Here is an 18377-nt window from a genome sequence, read left to right as displayed (position 1 = left end):
CGCGGTAGCGTCGAAGTATCATGGCCAAAAAACCTGCATCATCTTCGCGTACTCGCAGCTCTCGAACCTCGGGGCGCTCCTCTGCACGCGCCGAGAACGCTCCGGCACGCCCAGGCGGACTGGCACGGGCAGCGTCGGCAACCGGCCACGCGGTTCGCAGCGCACACGAGCAGTGGCGCGCTACGGACCCTCAGCTTAAACGCGACGCGTTGGCATTCATCTTGTGTGGGCTGGCCATTATCATCGCCCTGCGTGAATGGTTCGGCATATCGGGGACCGCAGGAATGATCGTGCATCACGCGGTAGCCGGCCTGGTCGGACTGTTCTCCGTTCTGGTGCCGATTCTGTTCGTGGCTTTGTCGATCGAGCTCATCAAGGCACGGTCCGGCCAGCACGCGCTGCCACACCACATTGCAGGTGGAATCGGCATGGCCATGTCGATTGCGGGCATCACCCACATCACCGCGGGAAACCCGAACATCGATTCCTTTGACCGGCTTGAAGCAGCCGGAGGGCTTGCCGGCTGGTTCATCGGACGCCCGCTGGCTCAGCTGCTGTCACCCTGGGGAGCGATCCCCATTCTGGTGCTGCTCGCCCTGTACTCACTGCTGCTTGCCACCCGCACCCGAATCAGTGACATTCCCGCAGTGCTGCGCTCATGGTGGCGCATCCTGTCACGCCAGGACCAGCGTGAACGCATTGATGCAGACGATGTCGATAGTGACGAGGACGAGCTTGCGGCCACCGCTCAGCTGGATTCCTACGACGCGGATGAAGCATTCCGCCGTGCACACGAGAGCGCACACGCCGTCCCGAATGTGTCAGAACACCAGGACATCGAGGAAACGGAGCCCCCCTCGTCAGACCACGAACCAGAAGCAGCAACCCAGGTCCTGCCACAGGCAGATACGGGAGCAGGGGAGGAGACCTCCACACTGGCCGCACCGCCCACGACCGAGCCGCCTGCCAGTTCGTTCCAGCCCGAGCTCGACGAGTCGATTTCCTATACGCTGCCTGACGAATCCCTTCTGGTCCGCGGCGCGCCGCACAAGACGCGTTCTGCCGCGAACGATCAGATCATCGAGGCCCTGCAGCGCGTATTGACCGAATTTAACGTCGACGCCACAGTGACAGGCTTTTCGCGCGGCCCCACGGTGACTCGATACGTCGTCGAGCTGGGTCCGGGCGTCAAGGTTGAACGCATCACGAACCTGTCGAAGAACATTGCCTACGCTGTGGCAACAGCAGACGTGCGCATCATTTCACCGATTCCCGGCAAGTCCGCCATCGGTGTGGAGATCCCGAACCCTGACCGCGAGACGGTCGCATTGGGTGACGTGCTGCGCTCCGGTGTCGCCAAGCGCAATCACCACCCGCTCATGGTCGGTGTGGGTAAGGACGTCGAGGGTGGCTACGTTGTCACCAACCTGGCGAAGACACCGCACCTGCTGGTTGCAGGCCAGACCGGTTCGGGTAAGTCGAGCTTCATCAACTCGATGATCACGTCCATCATGATGCGCGCCACTCCGCAGCAGGTACGCATGATTCTGGTGGACCCCAAGCGTGTGGAACTGACGGTCTATGACGGAATACCGCACCTGATCGCACCGATCATCACGGATCCGAAGAAAGCCGCCGAAGCGCTTGAATGGGTTGTTGAAGAGATGACCAGGCGTTACGACGACCTGCACACATACAAGTTCCGTCATATTGACGACTTCAACAAGGCCGTGCTGTCCGGGCAGGTGCACGCGCTGCCGGGACTGGATCGCACGCTCAAGCCCTACCCGTACCTGCTGGTCGTGGTCGATGAGCTGGCGGACCTGATGATGGTGGCGCCTCGTGACGTGGAAGCGTCCATTCAGCGCATTACACAGCTGGCACGTGCGGCCGGCATTCACCTGGTGCTGGCCACCCAGCGCCCGTCGGTGGACGTGGTCACCGGCGGCATTAAAGCTAATGTTCCCTCTCGTCTCGCGTTCGCAACAGCCTCGCAAACTGACTCGCGCGTGATTTTGGACCAGACCGGTGCTGAAAAGCTGATCGGTCAAGGTGACGGCCTGTATCTGCCGGCGGGTGCGGCGAAACCTTTGCGCGTTCAGAGCTCGTGGGTCACTGAATCTGAAATCCATGCTGTTGTCACGCATGTGAAGGAGCAGATGGAAGTGCAGTACCGTCAAGACGTCACGGCACCTGCGAAGAAGCCGAAGGTTGCTGAGGATATTGGTGATGATCTTGAGGATCTGCTGCAGGCAGCCGAACTGGTGATTTCCACACAGCTGGGCTCCACCTCCATGCTGCAGCGCAAACTGCGCATCGGGTTCGCACGCGCAGGACGATTGATGGATCTGCTGGAATCGCGCGAAATTGTCGGCCCGTCCGAAGGATCCAAGGCGCGCGAAGTGCTGGTTCCACCTGAGTCCTTGCCGGACGTGCTGGCAATGCTGCGCGGGGAAACGGATTCCGTACATGCTTCCGAACCGGAACAACCTGCCGATCCGGCCTCCAGTCAGGGCGGCTACCACGGCGCGCCCTCGTCCGCTGATCACGCACCTGACGCGTACGGCGACTCAATGGGTCATGACTCACATGCAGGGCCGTTCGCCCACCCTCACCGGGACCTGACCAGCATCGGCGCACCTGATGACTGGGTCGATGAGAAGGACTATGACGACGGGTCAGGTCCAAATGAAGACGCCTGGCAACTGACTGGTCGCTGAACACGATAGGATTCATCATGATGAAGTCAGCACCGGAAAACGTCTCGATGTTGGATGAGGGGCCGAAGCGCTCCTGGGTCAATGTTCCCAACATCCTGACTGTTTTTCGCCTCATCATGGTGCCCATCCTCATCATCTTGATGCTGCAGCATGACTGGAACCTGCACTGGTGGGCGGTCAGCGTGTTCGTGATTGCCGGCGTCACCGACCAGCTCGATGGGCACATCGCCCGCTCGCAGGACCTCATTACCGATTTCGGCCGGATCATGGATCCGATTGCCGACAAGGCACTGACCTTGAGCGCCTTCATCATGCTGAGCATCGCGGGTTACCTCCCGTGGTGGTTCACCATCGTCATTGCGGCAAGAGAACTAGGCGTGACGGTGTTGCGTGCACTCCTGCTCAAACGCTCAGTTGTCGTTGCTGCATCGCTTGCGGGCAAGTTCAAGACCTTGTTGCAAATGTTCCTGATCTTCATTCTGCTGCTGCCCTGGTCCACTTTTTCGAACATCGTTATGCCGGGATCATGGTTCATGGTCGTCGTTGCAGCACTGACTCTGATCGCCACATTGTGGAGTGGAGCCGGCTACGTGATCGAAAGCGTCAAACTGTTCGGCAAACATTAGGTGTCATCTCAGACATGAAGAATATCTGGCGAATCCTGTCAAACGCCCGGTCACTGTGGCCGCTCTACGTTGGCATTATCATCGGCGCCATCGTCACGACGGTGACCTCCCTGCTCAGCCCCTTCGTTATCGCGCAGGGCACGCAGATCGTCGTGGACATGATCGGCGGCAAGACGAACGCGACGATCACCACCCTGGTGTGGCTGGCCGTTGGACTGCTCGCACTCATGGTGCTGAACTCGTTGATCACGAACGTCACCGGCTATATGGGTGACCAGATGAGCACGAGAATCCGCGCGATCCTGTCGCACAACTATTTTTCGAAACTGCTGCGCCTGCCGCAGCGCTATTTTGATTCCGAGCTGACCGGCACGATTATTTCGCGCCTGAACCGTTCAATTACCTCGGTGGCTGACTTCCTGCAGGTATTCGCCAATTCGTTTTTCACCACGATCCTCACCGTCGTCACGGTGCTGGTTGTGGCTGGCCTGCACTCGCCGTGGCTGGCGTTGTGCCTGTTCATCATCTACCCGCTGTTCGTCTGGCTTACAGCTTTGACCTCGGTGAAATGGCAGGTGTGGGAGCATCAGAAGAACGAGCACTACGACATCTCGGGTGGCCGTTTTGCTGAAGTCATCGGCCAGCTTCGCGTCGTGAAGTCCTATACGCGTGAGCGTTCCGAACTGGAAGCCTTCGACGGGCACTACGACGACGCAATCAGCATCACGCGCTCCCAGTCTGCCTACTGGCACCGCATGGATATTATTCGTCGCGTGTGCCTGGACCTGGTGTTCTTCGCGGTCTACCTGATTATCTTCATCCAAACTGCTCGCGGCGCCTTCTCCGTTGGATCAATGGTGCTGCTGATCCAACTGATCAACATGGCCAAGCAGCCTGTCACGTCGATGAGCTACTACGTGGATACCCTGCAAAAGGCGATCACCGGCTCCAACGAGTACTTCAAAGTCATGTCAGAACCCGACGAGCCGCTGACCGCCGTGCACGAGACAATCGACTGGTCCAGCGAGGATCCATACGTCGAGTACACCCACGTCAACTTTGGTTACACCGACGAGGCAGTCCTGCGCGATATTTCCCTCGCTATTCACAAAGGTGAACGCATCGCGTTTGTGGGTGAGTCAGGTGGTGGGAAAACCACGATGATCAACCTGCTGATGAAGCTGTACACGCCTGATTCAGGCGTGCTGAGGGTACGCGGACATGACGTGACGCAGGTGCCGACTCAGACGTTGCGCGATCAGATCGGTGTTGTTTTCCAGGACGCGAGCCTGTTCTCCGGCACGATTCGTGACAACATCACCTACGGCAAACCCGACGCTACGGACGACGAGATTGTCGAGGTGGCGCGTCGAGCGAACGCCCTGTCGTTCATTGAGCGCCTTCCCGAACGCTTCGACACGCAGATCGGTGAGCGCGGCATCAAACTGTCAGGTGGGCAAAAACAGCGCATCTCCGTTGCTCGCGCCATGCTCAAGGACGCGCCGATCCTCGTGCTCGATGAGGCAACCTCAGCCCTGGACACCAAAGCTGAACGGCAGGTTCAGGCCGGCCTCGACGAACTCATGCATGGGCGCACGACGATCATCATCGCGCACAGGCTGTCCACGATCGCAACGGTGGATCGAATCGTCACCTTGAAGAACGGGACGATCGATGAGGTCGGGTCGCCTGCTGAACTGGCGCGCAGTGGCGGAATCTACGCGCAGCTCCTGGCGCTGCAGGCCACAGACTCGCACGCCAGCCGCACACTGCTCAAACAATTTGAAATCACGCACTGACGCTGCCGGCCAGGGGAGTACCAACTCCCCGAATCGAGACGTACCCCACATTAGGGATCTGTCAACTGCCGGGAATAAAGACATCGTCAAGGGCGTTGAAATGATCAGACAAGGAAATGATCCTGCGCATTGCAAGCTGGTGTTCAGTAACTTCCCAGTTGGTGAACATAGGATGCATGTGAGTTCAACGAGAGGATACAGTCAGAACATGACGACAACTGCAACAGCACCACTGCTTCGCACCGAGATCGGCGACGTGCTGCGCTCACTGCGTCAGGACCAGGGCCGGACCTTACGCGAAGTTTCATCTCAGGCACAGGTGTCGCTGGGATATCTGTCCGAAGTTGAGAGGGGACAGAAAGAAGCCTCCTCTGAACTGCTGCAAGCCATTACCGGAGCACTAGGCGTCCCGCTGTGGGTCGTCCTGCGCACCGTGTCAGATCGCATGGCGATCATTGAAAGCACAACGGTGCCCGATACGGTACCCGATGATTTGATGTCGGTTGCGCTGTTGAGCTAGAACGGTTCAGCTTCGTGCTCAAATCAGAATTCTGGAACGCCCTTGACCAGGTCTATGGACCTGCGTTGGGGCGTTCCCTGTTTCAGGACCTCTACCTCGTCCCGCTGAAAATGAGCGGCCGTGAGGCGATGGATGCCGGTGTTGACGTTGAGGTGATATGGGACGCCCTCGTCGATGAAACCGGAAAAGGCGAAGAAGCCCGCTGGGTGCACAGGCGCCCGAAGAAGAAGCGCTGAAGGCGAGCCGAACGGTTGCCTGCGCGAGAATTGACGGGCGAGGCGGCTCACGTTTGTGACATCAGCGTGTCGTTTCACAATCGAACACGTGTTCCACTACTGTATCCACAGGTGGCCCGATTCGCTCCAGCTTTCCACAGATTGCTCGCGACGAATCCCAAATGCCTATGGTCGGGCATATCGTCACTCATGCACCCCGGCGAGGGGACCGCATTCCGAGACCAGGACTGATCCATTGGGCGGAGAGCCCGCAACGACGAGGAGAAACACGATGGCCAGGAAAACAGCCCCGCGTGCGCAGCAAGCGACCACAGATCGCGACAAAGCACTGGAAGTGGCACTCGCGCAGATCGATAAGCAGTTCGGAAAAGGATCTGTGATGCGACTGGGCGACGATGCGCGCCCGCCCGTACGCGTCATTCCCACAGGTTCGCTGGCCCTCGACATCGCACTGGGTATCGGCGGTTTGCCGCGCGGTCGAGTCGTTGAAATCTATGGACCAGAATCTTCCGGTAAAACCACCGTTGCTCTGCACGCCGTTGCCAACGCACAAAAAGCGGGTGGAAACGCTGCGTTCATCGACGCTGAGCACGCACTTGATCCGGAGTATGCGCGTGCTTTGGGCGTGGACACTGACTCCCTGCTGGTTTCACAGCCTGACACCGGTGAACAGGCACTGGAAATTGCCGACATGCTGATCCGCTCGGGCGGCATTGACATCATCGTCATTGACTCGGTGGCCGCGCTCGTTCCCAAGGCAGAAATCGAAGGCGAAATGGGTGACTCGCACGTCGGCCTGCAGGCCCGTCTGATGAGTCAGGCGCTGCGCAAGATCGCAGGCGTCCTGTCGGCCACAGGGACAACTGCGATCTTCATTAACCAGCTGCGTGAAAAGATCGGTGTGTTCTTCGGATCTCCCGAGACAACAACGGGTGGCAAGGCACTGAAGTTCTACGCTTCAGTTCGCATCGACGTGCGTCGTATCCAGACTCTCAAAAATGGCGATCAACCCGTCGGCAACCGCACCCGCGCCAAAGTCGTCAAGAACAAGATGGCGCCGCCGTTCAAGCAGGCGGAGTTCGACATCGTCTACGGTAAGGGAATCTCACGTGAAGGCTCCCTGATTGACATGGGCGTGGAAAGCGGCATCGTGCGCAAGTCAGGTTCCTGGTTTACCTACGGAGATGATCAGCTGGGCCAGGGCAAGGAGAACGCCCGCCAGTTCCTTGTTGACAATGCTGAACTTGCCGACGAGATCGAACACAAGATCCTGCAGGCCGTTGGCATCGAAGCATCTCCCGAAGAAGAATCAACACAGTCCGAGGAGGCTTCGGAGACAGCGGAGCCGGCCGTTGACCCCTCCGAAGATGCAGGATTCTAAGGTGTGTGCACGTGGTCAACTACTCGGATCCCGAAGACCATCCTGAGCTGGGTGACCAGCGTCGGCGTGCAACCGCGGATTCGGCTGCGCAACGCATGGCGCGAATTCGCGAACGCAACGCTTCTTTAACGGAGACAGCCGCGATTGAAGCGGCACGTGAGGTGGCACTGCGTCAGCTGGACGCCAGGGCGCGATCACGCGCCGAACTGCACACGGCCATCACGTCGCGTGGCTTTTCCAGTGATGTTGCCGATGACGTACTGGAACGGCTCGAACGCGTTGGACTGGTTGATGATCGCGCGTTTGCCGCCATGTTAGTCAAGGACCGCTTCTCGCTGGGCGGCAAAGCAGGACGCGCCCTGGCAGCAGATCTGGCGAAACGCGGAGTTGCGCTGGAGCTGATTAACGAGGCCCTGAGCGAGATTTCTCATGAGGATGAACAGGCGCGGGCTCGACAACTTGTCGACGCGAAGAAACGGTCGGTGCTGTCACGAGGGCTCGACGGCGCTGAACGCGATAAAGCCTTTCGCAGGCTGACGGGTATGCTGGCGCGCAAAGGATATGTGGCTCACGTGTGCGTCAGCGTTGTCGGCGCCGCGTTGAATGAGTGGAGTAGAGAATCGGACGATGACATCTGATGATGCGACTTTTCGCCTGGTGCACGACCTTATCGACTCACACCTGACGATTGCGACAGCTGAATCCCTGACAGGTGGGCTCCTGTGCTCGACACTGGTCAACATTGCAGGCGCATCCGATGCGGTGCGCGGAGGCGTGTGTACCTATGCCACTGAGCTGAAGGCTGACATTCTGGGTGTCGATCGGGCACACCTGGCACGAACCGGTCCGGTAGATGCGGACGTGGCCATTCAGATGGCTCAGGGGGTACGCACCCTGATGGGTGCCGATATCGGTATCTCCACCACAGGCGTGGCCGGCCCAGGTCCGGCAGACGGGCACGAAGCAGGAACCGTCCACATCGCCTGTGTCACTCCAGAAGGCTTCACGCAGCGTGAATATCACTTCACTGACCGCTCACGCACACAGGTGCGCACCGCGGCTGTGGACGCTGCAATCACGCTGGTGAGTGACGTGGTCACACGCGGGCATGACGAACCCAACAGGGTGGAGTAAGGCATTGTTGAGTAGAATCTTCAGACGATGACTTCTTTGACCGATCTTTCCGCGCCAGCCGCACCGTCTGCACTGCCACGCACCTACGCGGTGCGCACACTCGGATGCCAGATGAACGAGCATGATTCAGAACGCATGGCGGGACTACTGGAAGAGTATGGACTGGTTCCCGTCTCACAAGTACCCGAAGCTGCAGCACGTGCCACTGATGCCGGCGACATGGGCGCTGACGTGGTGGTCATCAATACCTGCTCGGTCAGAGAAAACGCTGCGACTCGTCTGTTCGGAAATCTTGGCCAGCTCGCCCAGGTCAAACGTGAACGCCCCGGCATGCAGATCGCAGTGGGCGGGTGCCTGGCTCAGCAAATGCGCGGCGGTATTGTGGAACGCGCACCTTGGGTCGACGCCGTTTTCGGCACACACAACATCGATGTTCTGCCCGCACTGTTGCGGCGCGCTGAACACAACCAGGAAGCAGCAGTTGAGATCGAAGAATCGCTGAAGGTTTTTCCATCGACGCTGCCCACACACCGCGAATCCGTGTATGCGGCATGGGTGTCGATCTCTGTCGGATGCAATAACACCTGCACATTCTGCATCGTGCCGCATCTGCGCGGAAAGGAACGCGACCGCAGGCCAGGTGAGATCCTCCAGGAAGTCGAAGCAGTTGTCGCACAAGGCGCTATCGAAGTGACGCTGCTGGGGCAAAACGTCAACTCCTACGGTGTGGGATTCGGTCACAGAGGAGCCTTCGCTGATCTGCTGCGCACAGTCGGCGCAGTCGATGGAATTGAGCGCGTACGCTTCACCTCCCCTCACCCGGCAGCTTTCACTGATGACGTCATCGAGGCGATGGCTCAGACACCCACCGTCATGCCATCCCTGCACATGCCATTGCAGTCAGGCTCAGACACGGTGCTGCGCCAGATGCGCCGCTCGTACCGTCGCAAGAAATTCATGGGCATTTTGGAACGCGTTCGCGCAGCAATGCCCGACGCGGCTATTACGACCGACATCATCGTCGGCTTCCCCGGCGAAACGGAAAAAGATTTCGAGCAGACCCTCGAAGTCGTCGAAGAAGCACGCTTCGCATCTGCTTTCACCTTCCTGTACTCACCGCGCCCCGGCACGCCCGCAGCCGATCGCGACGACCAGGTTGACCCCGCGGTCGCCTCCGAACGCTACAGCCGTCTTATCGCCCTGCAAGATAAGATCTGCGCGCAGGACAATGAGAAGCTCGAAGGCACTGCCGTCGAAGTCCTCGTCAGCGAAGGACAAGGCCGCAAAGACGGTGCCACTCAACGCATCACGGGGCGCGCGCGTGATAACCGACTGGTACATGTCGCCCTGCCCGACACTCTTGTAGAAGCGGACAGGCCACGACCCGGCGATATGGTGCGCGCAACGGTCACGCACGGTGCGCCTCACCATCTACTCGCTGACTCGGCCCTGACCGGGGGACTTTTCGACGTTCGCCGTACCCGTGCAGGGGACGCATGGCAGGAGGTTCAGCGTGCACACAACGAGGCATCCGATCCACGCGTAACTCTTGGAATGCCGACGCTGCGCATGAGATCATGAATGCATGAAGCAAAGCGACGTTGACGCCGTCCAGGACGTCACGCTTATTGAGGTGCGCCCCCAAATCAGCCGTCCGTTCAACAATGAACACCCGCACGCTGATCTCTACTGCCGGTTGGCGGCTCTCACGGAGCAACATTCGCAGCGAATCTTTGGCACATCTGTGTGGGCGCTGACCGCCCAGCAGCTCTCCACGGCTCGTCATTCGTGCGCTCAGCTCTTTATCGTTGCCTGCGCAGGTTCCCAGCCCGTCGACGTCGATCGAGCCAGCGTGATCGGCTTTGCCTATCTGGAGCTACCGCTGCTGGAGAACACTCATCTGGCAACGTATGACATCTATCTGGCAGATTCCCACAATGAGGCGATCGCTCAGGCGCTTCGCGCCCGATGTGAAGAAAAAGCGCGGCGCTATGGGCGCACCGGTATCGACACGTGGGTTGTGTCGACCTCGTGGCACAAGATCGAGGATTCCGAAGCCATCGCTGACGTCAGTGGATATCACCCGGATCGGCCGGACACCCTCGTCAATTTTGATGAGGATGCCGACACTCGGGCACTGCGAGCCGGGGGCTATGAGCCTGTGTGCGGTGAATGGGTGAATGTTCTTCCTGCCCAACGTATCCGTGAAGCCGCACCGGTCGCGCCTGACGGTTTTGAAACAGTGACGTGGACAGGACCCTTCACTCGGCCCGCGCTCGCCAGGCAGATGGTGCGCCTCTACGAAATGTGCGCGCGTGACATCCCTTCAGGTGCGCTACCCACTGATCAAAGCGCAATCTGGGACGAACAGCGTATCCGACTGATGGAGGACGGACTCTACCGCGCCGGCACCAAGTGGATGACGACCGCAATTCGACCAGCCGGAGGACCACTGGTTGGTTGGACAACGCTGACGTATCGTGACGACACATCCGGCTACGCTTACCAGGAAACAACGCTGATCGACCCGCAATACCGGGGCAGGAAACTGTCAGCGTGGATCAAGCTTGTCAATGCTCAGGCACTGGAACGTGAACGCCCCGACATCTGTCACATCGTGACATCGAATGCCGTGACCAACCGCGCAGTATTGGCGCTCAACCGCAACTTTGACGCTCGCGCCGTTGCCATTGACGTGGACTGGTACAAACCGCTGGGTGATCAGAACCTGTGACCTCTGACCACACTCCGATTATCGCCGTCGTCGGCCCAACAGCCTCAGGAAAGTCCGACCTCGCCCTTACCATTGCGCAGGATCTGCCGGCATTGCTGGGAACATCCGGTGAGGCCGAATTGGTCAGCGCGGACGCGATGCAGCTGTACCGAGGAATGGATATCGGCACGGCCAAAACACCACTGGAGGAACGCCGAGGGATCACGCACCACCAGATCGACGTCCTGGATGTGACAGACGAGGCCAGTGTTGCCGCCTATCAGCGCGAAGGACGACGCGACATCGCGGATATTCATCGTCGTGCGGGCATCGCCGTGGTTGCCGGCGGATCGGGACTGTACGTTCGCGCGCTCCTTGACGTCATCGACTTTCCTGGCACAGATCCCGACGTACGCGCCCGCATTGAAGCTGAGGGCGACGGGCCACTGGGCGTCCAAGGGCTGTGGGACAAGCTCTGTGAGCGTGACCCGATTGCTGCGTCCCGAATCGACCCGCATAACGCGCGCCGAATTGTGCGCGCACTTGAAGTGATTGAACTGACGGGAGAGCCGTTCTCAGCGCGCCTGCCGCGCTACGAGTTCGCCCAGCCGGCGGTCATGCTCGGAATGAGGCGTGAGCCTGCCCGCCTCGATGAGCGCATCGCGGTCAGAACGCACGCCATGTTTGACGAGGGCCTGCTTGACGAGGTTGCCCACCTGATTCCTCTCGGATTGCGCGAGGGCAAGACGGCATCCCGGGCAACGGGATATGCGCAGGCTCTGTCCGTGCTTGACGGTCATATGAGTCGTGATGAGGCGATTGAGTCGGTTGCACTGGCCACCCGTCAGCTTGCACGGCGACAGATCAAATGGTTCAGACGGGACCCACGCATCATGTGGATCGATGCAGACGGGTGCAATCAGGCGGCACTGCGCGCGCACGCGTTGAAGTTGATCGAGCGCGCACTCAGTGATGCACAGCCCGAATCGTTCTAGCGCTGCGCAGCCTGAATCGCGATCTAGCGGCGCGCGACCCGAATAATGCGGTAGCCCTTCTTGGATGCAACCTTGCCGGCATCCCAGCCTTGCTCGCATAGCCAGGAGATCAGGGAATCTGCGCCAAGGTTGCGCTGTACCACCAGGTACGCCTCACCCTCATCGGCCAGCAGGTTGAGCCATTGAGTCAGCAATTCACGCAATGCTTTTTTCCCGATACGCACCGGAGGATTTGACCAGATCAGGTCGAAACGCACGTTCTCGGAGTGAGCTTTGGCCAGGGCAGCGGGCGCACGGTACGCCGTGATATTGGACACTCCCGCGGCTGTGGCGTTGCGGCGCGTCAAATCGAGCGCCCTGTCTGTCACATCGACTGCCCACACCTGAGCCTCGGGCGACTCCAGCGCCATCGCCAGCGCGATCGGCCCCCATCCGCACCCGACATCCACAAACGTTCCTGACGAAGGCGGCGTGGGAGCTTCTGCCAAAAGCTGGCGTGTCCCCAGGTCCAGACGGTTGGCAGAAAAAACATGATCACTGACCCAGGCGCGAAAATCGTGTCCGCGCAGCGCCACGTCAATGCGGCGCAGTTCAGATTCTTCGGCAGGAGCAGCGTTGGTGAAGTACTGGTCAGTCATGATGTCCAGCCTAGTGGATCACTCAGCTGTCCACACCCATCGCTGTCTCATCTGCGCGGGTGGGTCTGCTCGTGGCACACTAGGATGAACCCGCAACGAAGGAGATCAGTGGCCGACTCACGTGATTCAACCTCAGCGCATGACGACGAATCGTTCAAAGCAGCAGAAGACGTCGTGGCGCGTATCCTCGCCCGCCAGGGCACAGCACTGGCATCCACGCGCTTTCAGGACACGACGCACGATGCTGGCGACCTGGAACGGGAGGCGCGCGCCGGTATGCGCCGCGTCAATGACATTGCGAGCCAGACCGAGCTTGACGAAGTCAGTGAAGTTGAATACCGCCAAGTGCGTCTCGAACGTGTGGTCCTGGTGGGCCTGCGCACAACGCAGAGTCTGGAGGAATCGGAAAATTCGTTGCGTGAACTGGCAGCACTGGCTGATACAGCCGGATCCCACGTCCTCGATGGCGTCATTCAGCGGCGCCCCACCCCAGATCCTGGCACCTACCTCGGCTCCGGTAAGGCGCGTGAACTCGCTGAAATCGTGGCGGATAGCAGGGCAGACACGGTCATTGTGGACGGTGAACTGACCGCTTCTCAGCGCCGCGGCCTGGAAGACGTCGTCAAAGTGAAAGTTGTTGATCGTACGACGTTGATCCTTGATATTTTCGCCCAACATGCCAAATCTCGTGAAGGCAAGGCACAGGTGGAGCTCGCTCAGCTCGAATATCTGTTGCCGCGACTGCGAGGTTGGGGTGAGTCCATGTCGCGTCAGGCCGGTGGCCGTGTGGCCGGCGGTGAAGGTATCGGCTCACGAGGACCCGGTGAAACGAAAATCGAACTGGATCGGCGCCGCATTCGATCACGCATGGCGCGCCTGCGCGCACAGATCCGTGACATGGAACCCGCCCGACGCACTCAACGAGCTGCACGCCGTCGCATGGGTGTGCCCTCTGTGGCGATTGTCGGGTACACGAACGCTGGGAAATCTACCCTGCTCAACCAGCTCACTGATGCCGGCGTGCTTGTGGAGGACGCGCTGTTCGCGACTCTCGACCCAACTGTCCGCCGGACGCAAACTTCTGATGGCCGGGTCTTCACACTGTCTGACACGGTGGGGTTCGTCCGTAATCTGCCGACGCAACTGGTGGAGGCCTTCCGATCCACGCTCGAAGAGGTCGGTGAAGCGGACGTGATCGTCCACGTCGTTGATGCGGCTCACCCTGATCCGGTCGGCCAGGTCGAAACCGTGCGCGGCGTGCTGGACACGATTGACGGCACGGAGACGATTCCCGAAATTCTTGTGCTCAACAAGAGTGACCTGGCCTCGCCTGAACGCCGGGCGCTGAACCGTACGTTGTTTCCCAAAGCTGTTGCGATCAGTGCTCGCACTGGGCAGGGAATCGAGGAGCTGCGCCAGCTCATCGAAGACACGTTGCCGCGTCCGCGCGTCTATGTTGACGTGGTCGTCCCGTACGACCACGGCGACCTCGTCCATGCCGCCCACGAACAGGGCGAGGTCCTCAGTGAAGACTACGAGGCAGCAGGCACGCATATCACTGCTCACGTCGACAGTGCGCTTGCAGACCGACTTCATCATGTGAATGCCGCGCCCCATGGGTGAGGCTGACGAGCAGGAGACTGCCCTTGAACATCGTATTCTGACCCGAGTGCTCACCGCGATGGGAGGCAGTCGGCGCGACGGCCAGGTTCGCATGATTGACGAGGGCGCCGCCGCGCTGAAATCAGGTCACCATGTGATGATTCAGGCGGGAACCGGCACGGGCAAGTCGATTGGTTACCTGATTCCGGTGCTGGCTCGGGCAGCTGAATCAGGCGCACGAACCCTGATCACAACGGCCACGCTGGCACTGCAACGCCAGATTCTGACGAAGGACGCTCCTTTGGTCATTGACGCCGTGGCGGATGAAACGGGTGTGCGTCCGCATGTCGCACTGCTCAAAGGATGGTCGAATTACGTCTGCAAGTTTCGAGCTGACGGTGGGCGCTCCCAGCTGGATACTCTTTTCGACGCTGCCGACGCGCATCAGGGACCAATCAGTGACCTCGGCAAAGAAGTGACGCGGGTGCGAGAATGGGCGCGCACCACGGATTCAGGTGATCGTGATGATCTGATCCCCGGCGTCTCCGACCGGGCGTGGAGACAGGTGAGTGTCTCGAAGCGTGAATGCATGGGGCGCGACTGCCCATTTGTGGAGGAATGCTTTGCTGGCCTCGCGCGCGATGAAGCGCTTGAAGCTGACGTGGTGGTCTCAAACCATTCCCTCTTCGGTATTGACACGATGAGTGCGCTCAACCTGTTTGGAGAGTTGGATCATGTGGTGGTTGATGAATGCCACGAACTTGCTTCCCGCGTTCGCTCTCAAGCCTGTTGTGAAATATCCAAGGCACTGTGTACGCGCGTGGCGCGAGTAGTGCGCACGCTGGTCAAATCCGTTGATATTCAACCGTTCGAGCAGGCAGCGAGCGCATTGATGGATGCCCTCGACGCGCAGCCTGACGGGCTGATGGTGTGCAGGCCAGATGCGGTAGTTGAGGCGATCAGCGTATGTGATTCAACGGTGCGGACCGTGGCCAGTGAAGTTGAGCAGTCCTCGGTGGAGCAGAGTCAGAAACTCATGGCGCAGGCGGCGTGTGATGAGTTCATCGAGGCGATCGACGCATGGAATGTCGATCCAGCTCAGACGATTACGTACATCGAGAGGGACACGGATAGCAGCGCTGTGTCGTTGAAGATTGCGCCTCTGGATGTCGCCGGACCGCTCGGCGCGGTCGGGCTGGGGGAGCGTGCGGCGATCTTGACGTCTGCCACGCTGGCACTGGGCGGGTCTTTTGATTCGGCGGCTCGGGAATGCGGGCTGATGGTCTCCCACGTGCCCTGGCATGGCATTGACGTTGGTTCGCCCTTCGACGTGGCTCGTCAGGGCATCATCTACGTGGCGCGGCATCTGCCAGTTCCGGGTCGCGAGGGCCCGAGCGGGGAAGCGCTTGATGAGCTTGTCGCCCTGACTCAAGCGGCAGGTGGAGGTGTACTCGCCCTGTTTTCAGCATGGCGTGGTCTGAAGGCCGGTGCGCGAGCACTTCGCGAGGGGACATCTCTGGACGTGTACGTGCAGGGAGAGGAAACCACGTCGGCGTTGGTGTCGCGTTTTCGAAACGAACGCGATTCGTGTCTGGTTGGCACACTGTCACTGTGGCAGGGGGTCGACGTTGTGGGCCCGTCCTGTCGGCTTGTTGTCATCGACCGGATTCCGTTTCCTCATCCTGATAACGCGGTGTTCCAGGCGCTGCAAAACGATGCAGCGAAACGGGGAGTGAGCGGTTTCGGCGCGGTGGCACTGCCTCACGCAGCACTGTTGATGGCCCAGGGCGCAGGCCGACTGTTGCGTTCCTCGCAGGATCAGGGAGTTGTGGCAGTGCTGGATCCGCGACTGGTCACAAAGTCGTATGGCAGCTTTATCCGCGCCACCATGCCGCAGATGTGGCCGACGACAGATTCGAATACGGTGATCGAGGCTTTACAGCGATTGTTCGAAAGACTCGGTTAAAGAGTGGGGCGCTGAAAAGCGCCTACTTAGTCTGATTCTTCCCGGCCTCATCTGTAAAAACCGTCGGGTCGGGCTTTATCTTCGATAGCCAACCGTATGTTGTGAAAACGTGCTGCATGGACAGAACACGTGCTGTCTCCGGTTTACGTTCCTGTATAGCTCTCGCAATAAGTATATGCGCATCGTCGCTAACATCTTTCAAAGAAGAAGAATGTTCCTGCTCGTATATTCGGTAATCTAACCCTCGCCGGCGGATGGTCCTCAACAGCTCAGTAATAATAGGATCCCCACACCCCTCGTTGATCGCAGTGTGGAATTGCATGTCAAGGACCTGAGCTTCATCAGAAGGCGGAGTTGCTCTTAATTTGTGTGCCAGTTCCATGAGAGAACTCGCTTGCATCTCAGTGAAGGAAGCTGCAGATTGTGCTGCAGCATATCCTTCGAGAATTGCTCTGAGATTCAAGAACTCGAGAAATTTATCCAGTGGGAGTAGTGGAACTATAGTTGCGAGACCTTGCATTATTTGCGCGGCCGACATGGTCGAAACATTAACCGTACTGCCGTGTTTGGAGGTCAGTACGCCAATGGCGGTGAGCATCCTCTGTGCTTCGCGTAGGGAACTGCGCGAAACTGAGAACCGAGCGCATAGCTCTGCTTCGTTTGGAAGTTGATCGCCTGGCAGTACCTCGCCGGAAGCAATCATATGGCAGATTCCGAGTCGTGCTTGCTCCACCGCAGTCATAGCCTTGACCCCACTATTGTCTGATGAAAGTTTTAAAAGAGTGTCTTTATCTTACATTTGAAAGGTCTGCTAGGGTGCTATTGTCAGACAAGGAGGTGGAATGCGATGGTGCACTCGAAGCGCTCAGATTCTTTGGCTGGGGACGTTGCGTGGGCCTTAAGTTCAGAGATTCGCCAGCTTAACCACGGCTCGTTTGGTGGCGTACCAGAGTATGTTGCAAAGATCCAGAACAATCTTCGTTCGCAGATGCTGGCCGACCCCGTAACGTGGTTCGCCGGTCTCCCCAGTCGCGTGGCAAACGCGCGCGTGAAGATTTCCCGTATTTTAGGTGTAGATGAGGAAGACTTAGTCTTCGTTGCAAATGCGTCAGCAGGAGCTTCCGCAGTTTTCGACTCGTTTCTTGGAAAAGAACCAGTTAATGTCCTTGTGACTAATCATGGCTACGGTGCCGTGAGTATGGGGGCAAGACGGCTCGCAGAACTGACCGGCGGGTCATTTAATGTCGTTAGCATTCCTATTTCGTTCAAACAAGCAGAGATTCAAGAAAGTGTCCTGACAGCTTGCGATCAATATAGTCCAACCATCTTGGTTATTGATCAGATCACCTCTGCGACTGCGGAATATTTCCCCGCAGAGGAAATATGTGTAGAGGCACGAAAACGTGGCATTTTCACATTGGTAGATGGTGCCCATGCTCCCGGAATTCTAGCTAATCCAGTTTGCCGTGAGGCGGACTACTGGATAGGAAACTTCCACAAGTTTGCGTGCGCACCTCCAGGCTGTGCTGTTTTGGTTGCGCGAGCGGGTAAAGAACGCCTTTATCCCGTGATTGATTCGTGGGGCACAGATCTTTCTTTCCCGCAGCGCTTTGATCACACAGGAACAATGGACGTAACTTCGTGGTTAGTTGCTCCGATTGCTTGGGACTATATTTCGAGAGAAATCGGGTGGAGCGAGATTTATCGATATTCCAAGAACATAGCGGATTATGGCGAAAGTAGACTGCGCGAAGTTCTTGATCCTGAGGGTCGCTTTGAGGGAGTGGGAAGTCCGGTGTCGTGTATGAGGATTCTTCCGCTCCCGGAACCTTTAGGCAGAACGAGGATTGAGGCTGACTCTCTGAGGATTCCCTTCATTGAGAAGGTTCAAATTGCACTCTCGTTCACGAGTTTCGATGGCGTTGGTTATCTGAGATTTTCGACACATGCGTATACTTGTAAAGATGACTTTGACCATTTAGTCAGTGCAGGAATACCTGTGTTGCAGCAATGGGCACAAGCGGTTCATGACAATTAGTTACATTTC

16 protein-coding genes are annotated in these 18377 nt (G+C 58.6%); 14 read left to right on the top strand and 2 right to left on the bottom strand.

Annotated features, from left to right (window positions below; translation table 11 throughout):
* Window positions 1-20: 20 nt before the first annotated feature.
* The 11 genes from HMPREF2975_RS04130 to miaA all read left to right on the top strand — a co-directional run bounded on the left by HMPREF2975_RS04130 (window position 21) and on the right by miaA (window position 12124).
* Window positions 21-2720 carry a DNA translocase FtsK gene (locus HMPREF2975_RS04130; protein ID WP_058236439.1) on the top strand — a complete coding sequence of 900 codons (2700 nt, stop codon included), beginning with the start codon at window positions 21-23 and terminating at the stop codon, window positions 2718-2720.
* 17 nt (window positions 2721-2737) lie between these two features.
* Window positions 2738-3346, top strand: coding sequence for a CDP-diacylglycerol--glycerol-3-phosphate 3-phosphatidyltransferase (gene pgsA / locus HMPREF2975_RS04125; protein ID WP_227469210.1), 609 nt, complete (start codon window positions 2738-2740; stop codon window positions 3344-3346).
* Window positions 3347-3360: 14 nt separating this feature from the next.
* Window positions 3361-5145, top strand: a complete 1785-nt coding sequence (locus HMPREF2975_RS04120) for an ABC transporter ATP-binding protein (RefSeq protein ID WP_070725930.1) — start codon at window positions 3361-3363, stop codon at window positions 5143-5145.
* 208 nt (window positions 5146-5353) lie between these two features.
* Window positions 5354-5665 carry a helix-turn-helix domain-containing protein gene (locus HMPREF2975_RS04115; RefSeq protein ID WP_058236441.1) on the top strand — a complete coding sequence of 104 codons (312 nt, stop codon included), beginning with the start codon at window positions 5354-5356 and terminating at the stop codon, window positions 5663-5665.
* 14 nt (window positions 5666-5679) lie between these two features.
* Entirely contained in the window at window positions 5680-5901 is a 222-nt protein-coding gene (locus tag HMPREF2975_RS04110) for a DUF3046 domain-containing protein (protein ID WP_058236442.1), read from the top strand.
* Window positions 5902-6172: 271 nt separating this feature from the next.
* Window positions 6173-7282 (top strand): recombinase RecA, encoded by a 1110-nt coding sequence (recA, locus tag HMPREF2975_RS04105; RefSeq protein WP_058236443.1) that lies wholly within the window; start codon window positions 6173-6175, stop codon window positions 7280-7282.
* 11 nt (window positions 7283-7293) lie between these two features.
* Entirely contained in the window at window positions 7294-7920 is a 627-nt protein-coding gene (locus HMPREF2975_RS04100; protein ID WP_070725976.1) for a regulatory protein RecX, read from the top strand.
* Window positions 7910-8416 carry a CinA family protein gene (locus HMPREF2975_RS04095; RefSeq protein WP_058236445.1) on the top strand — a complete coding sequence of 169 codons (507 nt, stop codon included), beginning with the start codon at window positions 7910-7912 and terminating at the stop codon, window positions 8414-8416. The genes HMPREF2975_RS04100 and HMPREF2975_RS04095 overlap by 11 nt, the downstream gene beginning before the upstream one ends.
* A gap of 27 nt (window positions 8417-8443) precedes the next feature.
* Window positions 8444-9997: a tRNA (N6-isopentenyl adenosine(37)-C2)-methylthiotransferase MiaB gene (miaB, locus tag HMPREF2975_RS04090; protein WP_058236446.1), complete on the top strand. Its 1554-nt coding sequence runs from the start codon at window positions 8444-8446 to the stop codon at window positions 9995-9997.
* A 4-nt stretch (window positions 9998-10001) separates the two neighbouring features.
* Window positions 10002-11150 (top strand): hypothetical protein, encoded by a 1149-nt coding sequence (locus HMPREF2975_RS04085; RefSeq protein WP_058236447.1) that lies wholly within the window; start codon window positions 10002-10004, stop codon window positions 11148-11150.
* On the top strand, window positions 11147-12124 hold the full coding sequence (miaA, locus tag HMPREF2975_RS04080) for a tRNA (adenosine(37)-N6)-dimethylallyltransferase MiaA (protein WP_070725928.1): 978 nt from the start codon (window positions 11147-11149) through the stop codon (window positions 12122-12124). Before HMPREF2975_RS04085 ends, miaA begins: the two co-directional genes overlap by 4 nt.
* A 23-nt stretch (window positions 12125-12147) precedes the next feature.
* Here the strand turns inward: miaA and HMPREF2975_RS04075 are convergent, their stop codons facing one another.
* The gene (locus HMPREF2975_RS04075) at window positions 12148-12762 is read right to left on the bottom strand and encodes a class I SAM-dependent methyltransferase (RefSeq protein WP_070725926.1); all 615 of its coding nucleotides are present in this window, start codon (window positions 12760-12762) and stop codon (window positions 12148-12150) included.
* Between the two features lie 84 nt (window positions 12763-12846).
* Here HMPREF2975_RS04075 and hflX point away from each other — a divergent pair, with 84 nt between their 5' ends.
* Together hflX and HMPREF2975_RS04065 are read left to right on the top strand one after the other, a co-directional pair.
* On the top strand, window positions 12847-14385 hold the full coding sequence (gene hflX / locus HMPREF2975_RS04070) for a GTPase HflX (protein WP_083314386.1): 1539 nt from the start codon (window positions 12847-12849) through the stop codon (window positions 14383-14385).
* Window positions 14378-16330 carry an ATP-dependent DNA helicase gene (locus HMPREF2975_RS04065; RefSeq protein ID WP_141757285.1) on the top strand — a complete coding sequence of 651 codons (1953 nt, stop codon included), beginning with the start codon at window positions 14378-14380 and terminating at the stop codon, window positions 16328-16330. Before hflX ends, HMPREF2975_RS04065 begins: the two co-directional genes overlap by 8 nt.
* A gap of 22 nt (window positions 16331-16352) precedes the next feature.
* Here HMPREF2975_RS04065 and HMPREF2975_RS04060 read toward each other — a convergent pair whose 3' ends face one another.
* A complete protein-coding gene (locus tag HMPREF2975_RS04060) occupies window positions 16353-17072 on the bottom strand; it encodes a FadR/GntR family transcriptional regulator (RefSeq protein WP_070725919.1) in 720 nt (239 codons plus the stop codon).
* 105 nt (window positions 17073-17177) lie between these two features.
* On the opposite strand from HMPREF2975_RS04060, the gene HMPREF2975_RS04055 reads away from it, so the two are divergent.
* Window positions 17178-18368 carry an aminotransferase class V-fold PLP-dependent enzyme gene (locus HMPREF2975_RS04055; RefSeq protein WP_227469208.1) on the top strand — a complete coding sequence of 397 codons (1191 nt, stop codon included), beginning with the start codon at window positions 17178-17180 and terminating at the stop codon, window positions 18366-18368.
* Window positions 18369-18377 lie beyond the last annotated feature (9 nt).

This window comes from Actinomyces sp. HMSC065F12 (assembly GCF_001814535.1).
In the GTDB taxonomy this organism is placed as follows: Bacteria; Actinomycetota; Actinomycetes; order Actinomycetales; family Actinomycetaceae; genus Pauljensenia; species Pauljensenia radingae_A.
This window is presented reverse-complemented; position numbering and strand designations above follow the sequence as displayed.

Bases quoted from the DNA above. Each gene is read 5' to 3' on its own strand.
- HMPREF2975_RS04055 (WP_227469208.1), top strand. From the start codon at position 17,178: ATGGTGCACTCGAAGCGCTCAGATTCTTTGGCTGGGGACGTTGCGTGG.
- HMPREF2975_RS04115 (WP_058236441.1), top strand. From the start codon at position 5,354: ATGACGACAACTGCAACAGCACCACTGCTTCGCACCGAGATCGGCGAC.
- HMPREF2975_RS04120 (WP_070725930.1), top strand. From the start codon at position 3,361: ATGAAGAATATCTGGCGAATCCTGTCAAACGCCCGGTCACTGTGGCCG.
- recA (WP_058236443.1), top strand. From the start codon at position 6,173: ATGGCCAGGAAAACAGCCCCGCGTGCGCAGCAAGCGACCACAGATCGC.
- pgsA (WP_227469210.1), top strand. From the start codon at position 2,738: ATGATGAAGTCAGCACCGGAAAACGTCTCGATGTTGGATGAGGGGCCG.
- HMPREF2975_RS04060 (WP_070725919.1), bottom strand. From the start codon at position 17,072: ATGACTGCGGTGGAGCAAGCACGACTCGGAATCTGCCATATGATTGCT.
- HMPREF2975_RS04095 (WP_058236445.1), top strand. From the start codon at position 7,910: ATGACATCTGATGATGCGACTTTTCGCCTGGTGCACGACCTTATCGAC.
- HMPREF2975_RS04085 (WP_058236447.1), top strand. From the start codon at position 10,002: ATGAAGCAAAGCGACGTTGACGCCGTCCAGGACGTCACGCTTATTGAG.
- hflX (WP_083314386.1), top strand. From the start codon at position 12,847: ATGAACCCGCAACGAAGGAGATCAGTGGCCGACTCACGTGATTCAACC.
- HMPREF2975_RS04075 (WP_070725926.1), bottom strand. From the start codon at position 12,762: ATGACTGACCAGTACTTCACCAACGCTGCTCCTGCCGAAGAATCTGAA.
- miaB (WP_058236446.1), top strand. From the start codon at position 8,444: ATGACTTCTTTGACCGATCTTTCCGCGCCAGCCGCACCGTCTGCACTG.
- HMPREF2975_RS04130 (WP_058236439.1), top strand. From the start codon at position 21: ATGGCCAAAAAACCTGCATCATCTTCGCGTACTCGCAGCTCTCGAACC.
- HMPREF2975_RS04065 (WP_141757285.1), top strand. From the start codon at position 14,378: ATGGGTGAGGCTGACGAGCAGGAGACTGCCCTTGAACATCGTATTCTG.